The organism is Microbacterium nymphoidis (genome assembly GCF_021044885.1).
Lineage (GTDB): Bacteria > Actinomycetota > Actinomycetes > Actinomycetales > Microbacteriaceae > Microbacterium > Microbacterium nymphoidis.
Genome location: NZ_JAJNOD010000001.1, coordinates 652,421 through 665,277, shown reverse-complemented (window position 1 = coordinate 665,277; position 12,857 = coordinate 652,421). Strand labels below are relative to the sequence as shown.

The following is a 12,857-nucleotide window of genomic DNA, read 5'->3' as shown; positions in this document are numbered from 1 at the left end:
CCGGGGAATTGTGGGGGAGCGTCGGCGGGCCGTCGACACGATCGCGCGCGGCGACGGCCCGCCGGCGCGGCTCATCGCTCCAGCACCTCGGCGAGAAGCACCCGCCGTCCCTCTTCAGCGGAGAGCACGGCGGCCTCCACCATTGCGAGGCTGACGATGTTCGCGTGCACCTCGGTGTCCGGCGTCCGTCCGGTGCGCACGGCATCGACGAAGTCCTCCAGTGCGCCCGCGATCTCCTCCCGCTCGCTGCCTGCGACATGCGCGGGTTCGGGCGGGCCGGTCAGCACTGGGTCGCCCGCACCGTCCCAGCGAGCCGTGCCGTGCTCGCCGCTCACGAACCAGTCGCCGTTCCAGCTCGTCTCGTCGCCGGGGGCGCACCAGCTGCCGTCGTACGTGTACGTGCTGCCGTCGGCGAACTCGAACACCGCGACGGCGTTGGCGCCGTGCGCGAACCAGCTCCAGGGCGGGTTCGACTCGCGGCAGACCACGGCGACCGGGTCACGTCCGGTCAGGTAGCGGACGGCATCGAAAGCATGGATGGCCATGTCGACGAGGAGGACGTGGCGCATCTCCTCACGAAACCCACCGAAGTGCGGGGCCTTGAAGAAGCGCGTGGACACGGCACCCACCGGGCCGAGGGCGCGGATCTGCTCGCGGAAGCGGGCCAACGCCCGGTAGTACCGCCGCGACTGGCTCGTCATCAGGAGCCGGCCGGTCTCTCTCGCCACGCGCGCCTGTTGCCGCGCGTCCGCCACCGTGGGGGCGATCGGCTTCTCGCACAGCACGGGCAGTCCCGCACGCATTGCCGTGATGTTGACCTCGGAGTGCGCCACGGGAACCGTCACGTCCACGACGGCCTCGGGTGCGGTGCGCCGGATGGCGTCCTCCAGAGAGTCCGTGATGACGATGCCGCTGATGCCATGATCTGCGGCGGCCTGGGTGGCGGCAGAAGCGTTCAGATCGACGAGTGCCACCAGCTCGACGTCGGGGCTCTCGGTGATGGTCCGCAGCCACGCGCGTCCCATCGCGCCGGCCCCGACCTGAACCAGGCGGAGAGGGCGGGGGGTCATCGCGCCATCGCTCCGCGGTAGCCCTGTCCGTTCCAGAAGTCCTCGGTCTCGTACCGCAGCAGCACCGGGATCTCGCGCTCGGGGCGCAGCGTCTGTGCCCATTGCACGCCGTTGGCGATCACGCGGCGCACGTGCTCATGGAAGTACACCGGGTAGTCCTGGTCGCCGGGGGAGAAGTAGAAGATCTTCCCGTACCCGCGCCGGTAGGTCATTCCGCTGCGGAACACCTCGCCCCCGGAGAACGTGGACAGGAACACCAGTTCGTCGGGTGCCGGCACGTCGAAGAACTCGCCGTACATCTCCTGCTCCGGGATGATGAACGGGTGCGGCACGCCCTGGGCGATGGGATGGGTCGGGTCCACTGTCCAGACGATCTCCCGGTCGTGCTTGGAACGCCAGCGCAGGGTGCATGTGGTGCCCATGAGTTTCTGGAAGATCTTCGACCAGTGTCCCGAGTGCAGCACCACCAGCCCCATGCCCTCCAGCACGTGTCGATGGACGCGATCGACCACCTCGTCGGCCACTTCCGCGTGTGCGGCGTGGCCCCACCACACCAGTACGTCCGTGGCGGCGAGCACGTCCTCCCTGAGGCCGTGTTCCGGATCGTCCAAGGTGACGGTGGTCACGGTCGCGCCGTCCCCGAGGTTTTCGCGGATGCCGGCGGCGACCGCACCGTGCATGCCGTCGGGATAGCGCTCTGCGACGTCGGGTTCCAGCTGTTCGTGGCGGTTCTCGCCCCAGACGAGGACGCGGATGGGTCGGATGTTGTCAGTCATGTCGGGTCTTTCTCTTTCACTTCACGGCACCGCCGGCGGCACCGGCGGCGACGAACTTCTGGGCGAGGACGAGGAGGAGGATGGCGGGGATGGAGGACAGCACGGCGGTCGCCATCACCGCACCCCAGTTCGCCACCTGGGTGCCGAGGTAGGTGTAGATGCCCAGTGTGACCGGACGCACCTCCTCGGTGGTGGTCAGCGTGAGGGCGAACAAGAAGTCGCTCCACGAGAACAGGAACGAGAAGAGGGCCGCGGTGATCACGCCGTTGCGCGCGACGGGGAGCGCGATCGCCGCGAACGCCCGCCAGAGGCCGGCGCCATCCACCCGGGCGGCCTCGACGATCGAGACGGGAACCGCAGCCATCGCCGTACGCAGAATGAGGATCGCGAAGGGGATCGCCGTGGTGGAGTCGGCCAGGATCAGCCCGGCGATCGAGTTGAGCATGTCGAGATCGTTGTACGCGGTATAGAGCGCGTTCGCGATCACGATGTGCGGGATCATCTGTGAGATCAGGATCGCCAGCAGCACGCCGTCCACCCATCGACCGCGGAACTGTGCCAGCGCATAGGCCGCCGGTGCGGCGATCGCCAGGCTCACCACGACCACTCCGAGTGAGATCACCAGGCTCGTCAGCAGATTCACGCCCTGATCCCGGATGGCGATGGCATAGCCGTCCAGGCTCGGCTGCGTCGGGAAGAACTCGCTGTTGAGGGTGTTGCCCGACGGCTGGAACGACATGTTGATCATCCAGTAGACCGGGAACAGCATCACCGCGAGGATCACGATGCCGACGGCGGTGTAGACCCACGTGCGCGCGGATCGCGGCGCCCTCCGGTGGTGCGCCTTCGGTAGCACCACCCGCGAGGTCGCTGAAGACATGACGGACATCACGACCTCCTCATTCGTCCACCGGGCGCCGAGATGCCCGGAGGTAGATGATGGCGAACACGAGAGAGATGACGATCAGGATGTTGCTGAACGCCGCACCCAGCCCGAAGTCGAAGTTGACGAACGTCTCCTGGTAGGAGCGGACGGCGATCGTCTGAGTCGCATTGGCGGGGCCGCCGTTGGTCAGGCCCAGGATGATGTCCAGGACCTTGATCGTGTAGACCACGCCGAGCACCAGCACGACGCTGAGCACGGGACGAAGGTTCGGCAGTGTGATGTGCCAGAACGCCTTCCACTTCGTCGCGCCATCGAGAGCTGCCGCCTCGTAGAGCTCTCCGGGGATGTCCTGCAGCCCGCCATAGAGGATCGTTACGTTGAACGGGATGCCGATCCAGATGTTCACCATGATCACCGCGATCAGTGCGAATTGCGTGCTGGTGAGCCAGGGCACCGCCTGAAGGCCGAGCGACGTGAGGAACTGGTTGAGCACTCCGCTGTCCTTGTCCAGGATCGATCGCCACACCGCGCTGGAGACGATCAGCGGGAGCAGCCAGGGAAGCAGCAGGAGCGAGCGCAACAGTCCTGACAGCGGGAATCGCTTCGTGAAGAACGACGCCAGCGCGAGCCCGATGATCAGCTGTCCCGCGATCGAGCCCGCCGTGAACAGCAGGGTGTTCCACAGCGCCGGCACGAACAGCTGGCTGGACGTGGCGGTCGCGTAGTTGGCCAGCCCCACCCAGGGTGCCTCGCCGGTGAAGAACGTCTTCTGCGTGTAGTCCTGGAAACTCATCGTGACGTTCTTGACCACCGGGTAGCCGAAGAACAGCACGAGGAAGAGGACAGCCGGCGCGATGAACAGGAGTTGAGTCAGGCGCTCACCTCGAAGCCCGCCGCGTCGCCGCTGTGCATCCGAGCGCGCCGGGGCGCGCAGAGTGACCGCGGTCATCGGGTCAACCCGCCGCGGCCTGAGCGAACGCGTCCTCGGCCGTCGCCTGCCCGGTGAGCGCGAGCTGGATCGCGGTGTAGATCTGGGTCGCGGCCTTCGGCCATTCCTCGCCCAGCTCGCCCGTACGCGAACGGGCGTTCTCGACCTGCGTGACGAACGCCTCCATCGACGGCATCTCGGCGACGTAGTCTCCGGCGAGGCTGGTGCGCACGGGCACGGTGAAGCGCTGGGTAGCCAGCTTCATCTCGGTGTCGTCCGAGGTCAGGCACTCGACGAGCTGGGCCGCGTTCGCCTGCTTCGCTTTGTCACCGGTCTGCGGGATGGTCCACAGTTCGCCACCCAGCGGGGCAACCGGGGTCTGACCCGCCTTGTTGACCGGGACCTGAACGCTTCCCCACTCGATGGAGGCATCGGCGTCGAGCGCGGGGATCTGCCAGGGGCCGTTGATCATCATGGCCGCCTTGCCCGCGAGGAACTGGTCCTTCACGTCGCTCTGGGACCAGTTGATCACCCCGTCGGATGCGGAACCGGACTTCACGAGGTCGACCCAGAGCTGGAGTGCCTCGGCGACCTCCGGCGAGGTGAGATCGGTCTCGTCGCCGCCGTTGGTCCACATGAACGGGAGGAACTGCCAGGAGCCCTCGTAGGTCGCGATCGCGGAGAAGGCGACGCCGTACTGGTCGCCGGAGGTGAGTGCCGCCGCCGCGGACTTCAGTTCGTCCCAGGTGGCCGGCGGAGTGATGCCCTTCTCGGCGAGGAGCTTCTTGTTGTAGAAGAGCCCGAGCGTGTTCGCCGTGGGTGCCAGCCCGTACAGCTCGCCCTCGTAGGTGCCGGCATCGATCATGCCCTGGGCGGATCCGGAACCATCGAGTCCGAGCTGGCCGAACGGGGTGAGGCCGCCGGTGGCGGCGACCTGCTGGACGTCGGGGTTGTCCAGCATCAGGACGTCGGGCAGCGTCTTGCTCGACGCCTGCTGGAGGACCTTCTGGATGAGGTCCTTGCCCGGCACCGTGGTGCGCTTCACGGTGATCCCGATGGTCGCAGCGCACTCGTCGATGGCCTCACCGATCATGGTCTTGTCCGGCTCGTTGTTGTAGTAGTCCATCACCGTGATGGTGTCGGCATCCCCGCCGCTGCTCGGGGTGCTCCCGCTGCAGCTCGCCAGGGCGAGTGGAAGGGCGAGAATCGCGGCGGATGCGATTGCTGTGGACTTCTTCATCACGGGCTCCTTTGCCAATACTCGGAAGACGGTAAACCGGTTAACCGGCCCCGTTGCTAATGAGTGTGACCAAGATGGCCGCTATTGTCAACCCTGAGTTAAACGGTTTACGATCATGCCGTTTAGTAGGGCATGATGGGGGAGCGGTCCACGCAGCCGCAGGTTCGAGGCGGGGGAGATCATGGCAAACAACGCAGTCACCATGCGCGACGTCGCGCGCCTTGCCGGGGTGTCGGTAGCGACGGTCTCGTTCGTGATCAATGGCTCGAAGCCGGTCTCGGAAGAGACTCGTCAGCGCGTGGAGGCCGCGATGGCGCAAGCCGGATACCGCCGCAACGTGATAGCCCGTGCGCTCGCCTCACGGCGCACCCGCGTCATCGGCCTCCTCTACCCGACGGGCGAGCGTGCCGTTCAGGGGTCCGCATTCCAGTTCTTCACGAGCGCGGCCGCGCAGGCCCAGGCGCAGGGCTACACCCTCGTGGTCTCGCCGACCGTGGGGTCGGATGCCGAGCTCGGCGAGTTGACGGGTGCGGGTCTCATCGAGGGCCTGGTCGTGATGGAGGTGTGGGCCCAGGACCCGCGTGTCGACTTCCTGCGCTCGAACGGTGTGCCGTTCGCACTGGTCGGGAGGACGGACGACGTGTCGGGCCTCGCCTACGTCGACATCGACTTCGACGCGACCGTCGCCGACGCGCTCGCCCGGCTGAGCGCACTGGGACACCGCGATGTGCTGCTGCTGGACACCGTGACGGATCCGGATGATCACGGCGGCTACGCCCCGCCGCTGCGCGTGCGGGCCGCGTTCGAGCGGACGGGGCAGGAGCTGGGCATGCGCACCGCCGCATTCGGGGCTGCGCGTACGGCTGACGCCGGGTTCGCGGCCGCGGGCCGGCTGGTGGCGCAGCATGGGGCCGTGACCGCTGTGCTGGTGCACGACGAGCTGCTCGCCGCCGGATTCGTCGCCGGTCTGCGCGCCCTCGGCGCACATGTTCCGGAGGACGTCTCCGTCGGCCTCATCGACTCCACGGTGGAGATCGCGTCGATGATTGATCCGCGGCTGGATGTCTGGGCCGTTCCCGGCGAAGAGCTGGGACGCCAGGGCGTGTCGGCGTTGATCGATGTGCTGGAGCGCGGAAGCGTCGCCCCGAGTGCACAGAACCTGGTGGCCTGTCGACATGTGGCCGGCGCATCGTTGGCGGCGCCGCGCGCCGGGATGCTGAGCCGCCCCGGGGAGTCGCACTGACCTGTAGGTTGCAATCTTGACTAGTTAGACAGACAATCTAGTCATGGTGGCACCCTCCTCGTCCGACTCCGCTCGGTCCGCGCCGTGGCCGAGCGACTGGCTCCGGGCCATGCTCGGTGCGTTCACCCTGCGCGCCCTGGAGAGCGGACCGTCGTACGGCTACGCGATCATCACGCAGCTCGAGGCGAGCGGGTTCGGGGTGGTGAAGGGCGGAACGCTGTATCCGCTGCTGAGCCGCTACGAGGCGGCGGGGCTGGTGCGAGCCGAATGGCGGCCGGGGGATGCGGGGCCAGGGAGGAAGTTCTTCGCGCTGACGGAGGAGGGCCGGTCTGAGCTCAACCGCGTCCGAACCATGTGGCTGCAGTTCGCCACGGTGAGCGCCGCCTACATGACCGAGCCGAGAGCTGACACGGGGGAAGAATCATGAGCACCACTCAGAACGACGAGACCTGGATCGAGCTGTTCATCATCGAGCTGCGGCTGCGCCGCGTGCCGGGGCGCGCGATCGGTGACGCGGTCGCCAGCGTTCGCGAACTGGTCGAGGACAGCGGGCAGTCGGCGGAAGAGGCGTTCGGGCCGGCGCGGGCCTACGCGGCATCGCTCGACATGCCGGTGGGTGGCGCGCGCGAGCAGGCCCTGCGCACCGTGCTGCTGCCCGTGGTCGGACTCTTCGCATTCATCGTGTTCTCGCTGGCCGCGAGCGCGCTGTTCGCCGGGGAGCCGATCCTGCTGTCACTGCCGCAGTTGCTGGTGCTGTGTGTCCCGCTGCTGCTGACCCTGTTGTTCGCCTTCCCGTTCTACCCGCGCGCCGTGATGCGCCAGCGCTGGCTTCCCGTCCTCCTCGTGCTCGCGGCGGGGGCGTCCGGCGCGGTCGGCGCGCTCCTGGCGCCGTCGTCGGCTGCCGATGCGTGGTTGGTGATGCCGGCGCTGCCGATTCTGCTGGTAGCGGCCGGGGTCCTCGTCGCTCTGAGTGTGGCCGGGAGCCTGGCCACCGTGCGTAGCGCAGACGCCGATGAGATCGCCGATCCTCGAAGCGGCGGGGTCAGGCCGAGCACGCAGCGCAATCGACTCGCGTTCCTTCTGCTCGTGGATTGGCTCTTCCCGCTTCTTGCCCTCCTGATGCTGAGCGTGACGTGGGCACTGCACGCTCTCGCCCGGTGACCGCGTAGCGTGGTGCCGGGAAGGAGCGTGCATGGGTAAGCGGAAGACACCGGAGCAGATCGCGGACGAACAGCGGCGCCATGCGCTCGCCAGCGGCGCACACACGGCAGAGGAATTCGAGGTCCTCCTCACCGACCCCAATCAGTCGATCCGAGCGGTGGCCGCCGCGAATCCGGATGCGGATGACGATGTCCTTGCCCGTTTCGCGCGGGATCGGTTCTGGGGCGTGCGTATCGAGGTGGCCGCGCACCCGGGTGCATCACGCAAGACGCTCCTGAGCCTGCTGGAAGCCGATCCCCGCAAGCGCGGCGTCGTCCATCACGCTGCACGCGAGCGCCTCGAGTCGGAGGGCGTCGTCTTCGACGATTCCGGGCTTCCCCTGCCATGACGGGCGTGGCGAACGATCCGAGGCCCACGGCCGACGCGCCGCGCGGCGCCCGCATCCTGGTCACCGGCATGTCCGGCACCGGCAAGAGCACTCTCCTCGCCGCGTTGGCCGCTCGCGGACACCGCACGGTGGATACGGACTACGACGGGTGGACGCTCGCCGACGGCACGTGGGACGAAGCCCGCATGGACCGACTCCTCGACACCGACGGCGCTCTCGTGGTGTCCGGAACCGTCGAGAATCAGGGCCGCTTCGCTGATCGATTCGAGCAGATCGTGCTGCTCAGCGCTCCGGTCGAAGTCCTGATCCATCGAGTGGCGCATCGGACGACCAATCCGTACGGGCGATCCGCCGAGGATCAGGCGCTCATCCGCCGGCATGTCGCGGAGGTCGAGCCGCTGCTGCGTGCTCGCGCCGATCGTGAGCTCGATGCGCGACGTCCCGTGGGAGAGCTCGTGTCGGAGATGGAGGCCCTATTGCACGATCTTGCTGCCCGTTGCGGGCGCAAGAAGGACGGGGCAGATCATGACTGATCCGTTCAGCGAGAAGCTGCAGGCGTGGCAGCAGTACACGCGCACGCCGTGGGCGCGGATCCGCTACGCGGTCGTGGCCGAGATCCTCCGGCGGGAGGCGAGCACGCTCGGCGCGGGCCTGCGAGTCCTCGACGTTGGTGGGGGCGACGGAATGGACGCGCTGCCGCTCGCACGCGCGGGACACGACGTGACGATCGTCGATCCGTCCGAGTCCTGGCTCGCCGAGGCGCAACGGCGCGCTCGCGCGGAGGCCACCACCATTTCGACCATCCGCGGCGGACTGGACGACCTACCGGAGGGGGAGTGGGACCTCGTGCTCTGCCACTTCGTGCTGCGATACCGGCCCGCCGATGGTGGTGACATCCCCGCGTTGGCCCGACGAGTCCGTCGTGGCGGACGCCTGTCGGTGATGGACGTGAATCCGGCGGGCCGCGTGCTGCGAACGGTGGTGAGCGACGGTCCGGCAGCCGCGATGGCCGAGCTTCAGGCCGATACCCTCGCGGTGCACACCTTCAACACGGAGGTCCGGAAGGTCGAGGCGGATCGCATCAGCGATGAAGCGCGCGCGGCCGGGCTCGTGCAGGTGGGGCACTACGGCAACCGCATCGCGAACGACCTTCTGGTCGACGACCTCCCGAAGCACGACGAGTCTTACTTCGACGACCTCCTCGCCCTCGAACTCGAACTGAGCGGGCGCGAGCCGTTCAATCGCATCGGCTTCGCCTGGCAGCTCGTCTTCGCCCGCTGACAGCGCCGCATCCCGTGCTGCGGTAGCGGCGGAGTCAGTGTCGCGATCCGCTCATTCGCTGCTGCACGCCGCGGCTGAGATCCGCGAGATGGTGCGGATTTGCTCAGGTCGAAACGGCAAACGAACGTCGGGCGCAGGACACTAGGCGCTGGTGAGTTCGCTCAGGAGGGCGACGACGCGCGCGCGGATGTCGTCGCGGATCGCGCGGACGGCCTCGATGCCCTGCCCGGCTGGATCATCCAGTTCCCAGTCCTCGTAGCGCTTTCCAGGGAAGATGGGGCAGGCGTCGCCGCACCCCATGGTGATCACGACATCCGCCTGCTGCACGGCGTCGACGGTGAGCAGTTTGGGGGCACCGGTCGTGATGTCGATGCCGACTTCCGCCATGGCGACCACGGCGACCGGGTTGATGCTGTCCTTCGGCTCGGAGCCTGCCGAGCGGACGTCGACGCGGCCGGCCGCCAGATGCTGCACGTAGCCCGCGGCCATCTGCGAACGTCCCGCGTTGTGGACGCAGACGAACAACACGGTGGGGATGGGGGCGGTCATGCCACCATTCTCCGACAGTGTTGCCCCGCGCCCGAGCACGCAGCCGGGAAAGCGAAAGCGCGAACTGATTCGCCCCGGGTGAGGGGGATCCCGAGTGAGCGTCGGATCGACGTGCTGCAAGGTCTCGTGCTGGAAGTGATGCGATCGTCGACGGTCACGGGGGAGTGGCACAGCGGGCAGCACGACGCGTACGACACGGTTGATCCCGCGCCGCGTCCGTGACACCCCGGCGCAGGGCCCCGGCTTCCCGGAGGAGTTCGGGCTTGCCCGTAGGATCGGACGGTGAGAACTCGTGGGACCTCTCGATTAGCCGCCCTGGTCGGCGGAGGCCTTCTCGTGACCACGATGATGCTGAGCTTGACCGGCTGCATCGGCTGGAGCGTTTCGACGGTCGGCCCGACGGGAGCAGTGGAAGGAGCCGCCGGCAACTCTTCGCTGAGCGACGCCGGGGCGGAACAGATCCGGAGGGCCGGGAGCGCGAGCTTCGACTGGAGCAGTGGCCGGCTCCTCCTGCAGGATGTCGGACTGACCGGCGCCGGCGATTTCGCGAACGGCGTGAGCGCGAGCGATCCCGCCCATCCGATCGCGGTCACGATCCACGCACCCAGCGGCACCATCGAGGTGCCGAGCGACCGCATCCTGCCGTATGTCGCCGAGGGCTCCGAGGAGATCGATGAGCTGTGGCTGACGGTGAGCGCCTCGGACGACGAGCAGTTCCTCTCATTCGTGCGCGAATACGCATCGACCGCGGGCATCGAGAGCGAAGGTCTCACCGAATGGGTCGCAGCGTACGCGGCTGATCCGGCATCGACCTGCACCTCCCTCGGCTACAACACCCCCGTGGGCACTGCCACCGGTCTCGACCTCTGGCTCGAGATGTCGTGCACCTGGGACCAGGACCCGCGACGCTACGTGGCTGTGCACATCACGCCCCCGCAACTCTGAGGCGGTTCGGGTGGGGGAGAATCAACAGATGCCAGGTTCACCGAAGTACTCCGGTCTCGGCTATTGGATCACGCAATTCGCGTTCTCCGCGGTGCTCGCGATCCTCGGTCTCGCGGGCGGGATCTACATCCTGATCGACAGCGGGAACCCGGACTCGACCAGTTCGACCGGTGCCGGTGAGGGTGCGATCGTTCTGCTGGTGGGAGTCGTCTTCCTGCTCCTGCTGATCTGGCTGGTGGTGAGCTTCGTCGCGCAATCCCGTCAGCAGCGGGCCGTGTATGCCTGGGCGATCATGCAGGACTACGTGTCCCGCAACCCCGGCGCCCGGCCCGTGCGTCCCGGCCGCGCGGTCCGGGGCGACATCGCCTCGATGACGACCGCCGCCCGTGCCCGCGACGGCATGCTCAGTTACGAGGAAGTGCTGCGCCTGCAGGCGCTTCGGCCCGATGTCCCGTATCCGGGCGATCTTGAGGCGCTCCAACAGGCGTCCGCTGCGACACCGGGAACCACCCTGGACCCGCAGGAACGTGAGCGACGGCGTGCAGCGTGGGCCGCAGACGACGCCGCGGCGCGCGCACGGCTCGAGGCCGCGGGGCTCGGACAGCCGGGTCCCGTACGGACCATTCGCATCGTCACGCGGGTCGTCGGCTGGGCGGCCGTGGCCGTGTTCCTCCTCTCCGCCTGGCTGCAGAGCCCGGCCCCGGTGATGACGACGTACCTGGCGCTCATCGGGCTGTGGGTGGCGCTGCGCCTCGTCACTGGGATCGTTCAGGACCGGCGAACCCGGCGGGGACGAACTCTCGCGCACGCGTGGCTCACCGAGGCCGGCGCATCCCACCGCGGCTTGCCGACGCCGTTCATCGAGTTCTTCTCGGTGTCGCTCGGTGCGTGGTGGATGCGCTTGCTGACACCCATGATGTTGCTCGGCGTGTTCTTCATCATCGGGGGAGGCGCGAACATCGGGCGCGCGGGCGACAGCGTGGAGCGTGATGTCTTCGTTGGCATGGCGTGCGTTGCAGCGTTGCTCTTTTTCGCCAGCATCGCGCTGCGAATCGTCGCTGCTCGGCGGTCCGCCGCCGACCGGACTCTCCTTCGCGCGCTGCGACGGGGGAGAGGGGCGGCGGCTCCGGGGATGGACGGGGAGGAGTGACGAAACGATGACCGTACAGACCGTGGTGTGGGGTTGCTGGGCGGCGTTCGTGCTGATCATGGTGACGGTGACCGCATTCGGGTTCCGGTCGTACCGCCGTCGGGCGCGGGCCATGCGCACCTGGCCCCAGGTCACGGCCGTCGTCGTGGGTCATCGGGAGGTCGCGGACGCCTTCCCATCCGGTGACGCGGGTCAAGGCCAGATCTCCTCGGCCCTCAGCAGGTACCGGTACACCGGACCCGACGGCCAGATCTATGAGGGGAAGACCTCCCAACCACGGCTCAACCCACCGTCGATCGGCCAGCAGATCGTCGTGTGCGTGAATCCGGAGCGACCCGCGCAGTCATACCCGGTGGAACCCACGAACCCGTTCGTGCTCGGTTGTGCGCTCACCCTCGTCGGCGTGTTCTGCGTGGCGTCGTTCTTCTTCGTGAGGCTTCTGACCGGGTAGCTAGGCGTCGATCCGCCGGGACGGCGAGTCGTGGAGGCCGAGGTCGGAGAGGATGGCTGACACGAGATCCGACGTGGAGGCGTCTCTGCCGACGCGGGTTTCGTCGTACCAGGGGAGGGGCTGCCACCCGTCGTACCACTCCCGGATCTTCTCCTCGCCGAATTTCTGCGACAGCGGTCGTGCAGCGTGACGCCGTATGGTTTTCTCCAGTCCCACGTCGAACTGGTAGATCGGGTCCGTCCTCGATGGTCCTGGAACAGACGCTCGAACAGCGTCGAGTAGTCTCGCAGAGGGAAGATTCCATCCAGGATCACGTCGTATCCGAAACTCAGCGCTCGTCGAGCGGCGCCGACGATGAGGATACTGGCGTCACGGGATCGCTGCAGCCTGTCGTCATTGCTCAGGAGCTCACGGCGAAAGTAGTCCTGGTGGATAAGAGTAGCCTTCGAGCTCAGTCGTCCGCGCAGGGCCAACGCTGTTGTTGTCTTTCCGGACGCGGCATCTCCCCGGAGAATCACCAGCCGAGTGGATGGGGTTCCGACAGAGGTCACGCCCACATCCTCACACGGGGAGGGGCGATCCTGGCCCGCGGCGAAGAAACGAGACCCGCGATCTCGATGTGAACTGACATAATGTGCATTATCGGCAATTCTGATCTCAGTGATCAGGATCCACGTGAGCTCGCGTTTCGCTGACGAACAGCCCTGAGCCTGGCATCGAGGGTGAATGACAGCACCCGCCGGCGGTACGAATCGCTGTATCGCCGCGCCGTGGTGCCGCGCCAGCAAT

16 protein-coding genes are annotated in these 12,857 nt (G+C 67.5%); 9 read left to right on the top strand and 7 right to left on the bottom strand.

The features are described from left to right. Window positions 1-71 precede the first annotated feature (71 nt). From LQ566_RS03235 to LQ566_RS03215, 5 genes are read right to left on the bottom strand one after another with little or no spacing between them, the layout of a single operon-like run. Window positions 72-1,070 carry a Gfo/Idh/MocA family protein gene (locus LQ566_RS03235; protein ID WP_231090157.1) on the bottom strand — a complete coding sequence of 333 codons (999 nt, stop codon included), beginning with the start codon at window positions 1,068-1,070 and terminating at the stop codon, window positions 72-74. Next, window positions 1,067-1,846: a ThuA domain-containing protein gene (locus tag LQ566_RS03230; protein ID WP_231090156.1), complete on the bottom strand. Its 780-nt coding sequence runs from the start codon at window positions 1,844-1,846 to the stop codon at window positions 1,067-1,069. The genes LQ566_RS03235 and LQ566_RS03230 overlap by 4 nt, the downstream gene beginning before the upstream one ends. A gap of 16 nt (window positions 1,847-1,862) precedes the next feature. Then, the gene (locus tag LQ566_RS03225; RefSeq protein WP_231091362.1) at window positions 1,863-2,726 is read right to left on the bottom strand and encodes a carbohydrate ABC transporter permease; all 864 of its coding nucleotides are present in this window, start codon (window positions 2,724-2,726) and stop codon (window positions 1,863-1,865) included. Window positions 2,727-2,745: 19 nt separating this feature from the next. Next, complete coding sequence (locus LQ566_RS03220; protein ID WP_231090155.1) at window positions 2,746-3,681, bottom strand: carbohydrate ABC transporter permease; 936 nt, start codon at window positions 3,679-3,681, stop codon at window positions 2,746-2,748. 4 nt (window positions 3,682-3,685) lie between these two features. Beyond that, a complete protein-coding gene (locus tag LQ566_RS03215; RefSeq protein WP_231090154.1) occupies window positions 3,686-4,900 on the bottom strand; it encodes a sugar ABC transporter substrate-binding protein in 1,215 nt (404 codons plus the stop codon). Window positions 4,901-5,081: 181 nt separating this feature from the next. Here LQ566_RS03215 and LQ566_RS03210 point away from each other — a divergent pair, with 181 nt between their 5' ends. From LQ566_RS03210 to LQ566_RS03185, 6 genes are read left to right on the top strand one after another with little or no spacing between them, the layout of a single operon-like run. Beyond that, window positions 5,082-6,143, top strand: a complete 1,062-nt coding sequence (locus LQ566_RS03210) for a LacI family DNA-binding transcriptional regulator (RefSeq protein ID WP_231090153.1) — start codon at window positions 5,082-5,084, stop codon at window positions 6,141-6,143. Between the two features lie 43 nt (window positions 6,144-6,186). After that, on the top strand, window positions 6,187-6,570 hold the full coding sequence (locus LQ566_RS03205; RefSeq protein WP_231090152.1) for a PadR family transcriptional regulator: 384 nt from the start codon (window positions 6,187-6,189) through the stop codon (window positions 6,568-6,570). Continuing rightward, window positions 6,567-7,304 (top strand): hypothetical protein, encoded by a 738-nt coding sequence (locus tag LQ566_RS03200; RefSeq protein WP_231090151.1) that lies wholly within the window; start codon window positions 6,567-6,569, stop codon window positions 7,302-7,304. The genes LQ566_RS03205 and LQ566_RS03200 overlap by 4 nt, the downstream gene beginning before the upstream one ends. A 31-nt stretch (window positions 7,305-7,335) precedes the next feature. Beyond that, window positions 7,336-7,692 (top strand): hypothetical protein, encoded by a 357-nt coding sequence (locus LQ566_RS03195; protein WP_231090150.1) that lies wholly within the window; start codon window positions 7,336-7,338, stop codon window positions 7,690-7,692. A 5-nt stretch (window positions 7,693-7,697) separates the two neighbouring features. After that, on the top strand, window positions 7,698-8,225 hold the full coding sequence (locus LQ566_RS03190; protein ID WP_231090149.1) for an AAA family ATPase: 528 nt from the start codon (window positions 7,698-7,700) through the stop codon (window positions 8,223-8,225). Then, entirely contained in the window at window positions 8,218-8,973 is a 756-nt protein-coding gene (locus LQ566_RS03185; protein ID WP_231090148.1) for a class I SAM-dependent methyltransferase, read from the top strand. Before LQ566_RS03190 ends, LQ566_RS03185 begins: the two co-directional genes overlap by 8 nt. A 141-nt stretch (window positions 8,974-9,114) precedes the next feature. Here LQ566_RS03185 and LQ566_RS03180 read toward each other — a convergent pair whose 3' ends face one another. Continuing rightward, entirely contained in the window at window positions 9,115-9,522 is a 408-nt protein-coding gene (locus tag LQ566_RS03180) for an arsenate reductase ArsC (protein ID WP_231090147.1), read from the bottom strand. A 336-nt stretch (window positions 9,523-9,858) separates the two neighbouring features. On the opposite strand from LQ566_RS03180, the gene LQ566_RS03175 reads away from it, so the two are divergent. The 3 genes from LQ566_RS03175 to LQ566_RS03165 are packed head-to-tail and all read left to right on the top strand — an operon-like array spanning window position 9,859 to window position 12,068. Further along, window positions 9,859-10,467: a hypothetical protein gene (locus LQ566_RS03175; RefSeq protein ID WP_231090146.1), complete on the top strand. Its 609-nt coding sequence runs from the start codon at window positions 9,859-9,861 to the stop codon at window positions 10,465-10,467. A gap of 28 nt (window positions 10,468-10,495) precedes the next feature. After that, the gene (locus LQ566_RS03170) at window positions 10,496-11,617 is read left to right on the top strand and encodes a hypothetical protein (RefSeq protein WP_231090145.1); all 1,122 of its coding nucleotides are present in this window, start codon (window positions 10,496-10,498) and stop codon (window positions 11,615-11,617) included. Between the two features lie 7 nt (window positions 11,618-11,624). Next, window positions 11,625-12,068 (top strand): DUF3592 domain-containing protein, encoded by a 444-nt coding sequence (locus LQ566_RS03165; RefSeq protein WP_231090144.1) that lies wholly within the window; start codon window positions 11,625-11,627, stop codon window positions 12,066-12,068. On the opposite strand, the gene LQ566_RS03160 is transcribed toward LQ566_RS03165, so the two are convergent. Further along, a complete protein-coding gene (locus tag LQ566_RS03160) occupies window positions 12,069-12,284 on the bottom strand; it encodes a P-loop NTPase family protein (protein WP_231090143.1) in 216 nt (71 codons plus the stop codon). Window positions 12,285-12,857: the final 573 nt, after the last annotated feature.